Source organism: Pseudoramibacter alactolyticus ATCC 23263 (assembly GCF_000185505.1).
GTDB classification, from domain to species: Bacteria; Bacillota; Clostridia; order Eubacteriales; family Eubacteriaceae; genus Pseudoramibacter; species Pseudoramibacter alactolyticus.
In genome coordinates this window covers 1-562 of record NZ_GL622386.1, presented here as the reverse complement: position 1 = coordinate 562, position 562 = coordinate 1, and the positions used below count along the sequence as shown (strand labels likewise).

The window sequence follows — 562 nt, the reverse complement described above, 5'->3', positions numbered from 1 at the left end:
GGAACAGAGCCGGGGCGACAACCCCGACGAAACTGCCGCCGAACATGTTCAAAACTGCCGCCAGGAAGCACAGAACAACGGGGATGAGCAGTCTCGGGGTGTGTCCAACCCACCCAGCAAGCAACGAGATCGTGCCCGCCTTGACAGCTATCGAGACGAGCATGCCCATCCCACCGATCATGATGAGGGTCGACCACGGTACGTGTAAGAGCGACTCTTTCTCCTCACCGACCCTCATAAGCGCACAGACAACGGCGAAGAGGATAGCGAAGAGCGAGACATCGACCCGCGAGTTCACCCAGGTCACGGCCGAGTTGTGCGGCATACAAAGATGGAGGATCGGCGGCACGAGAAGAATGACGACGAAAACCCCGATGAGCCACACATTCGTGCGCTGACGTCGGTCCAGTGGTATGGGTTCGGCAAAGGTCACTTTTTGTGCCATCATTCCGTCGCGTTTGCGTTGATGCGAGGAGATGAAGAGCATCGTCAGGATAATGAAGAAAGTCATGACGAGGTAGACGACGAAGATCGTCGTCGAGACCACGAAAGCCTCGTTTGA

The 562-nt window shown here is 56.6% G+C and carries 1 protein-coding gene; it reads right to left on the bottom strand.

The annotated features are described in order from the left end of the window. The coding region (locus tag HMPREF0721_RS11285; protein ID WP_341349337.1) for an SLC13 family permease at window positions 1-547 on the bottom strand (547 nt) is incomplete at its 3' end. Window positions 548-562 lie beyond the last annotated feature (15 nt).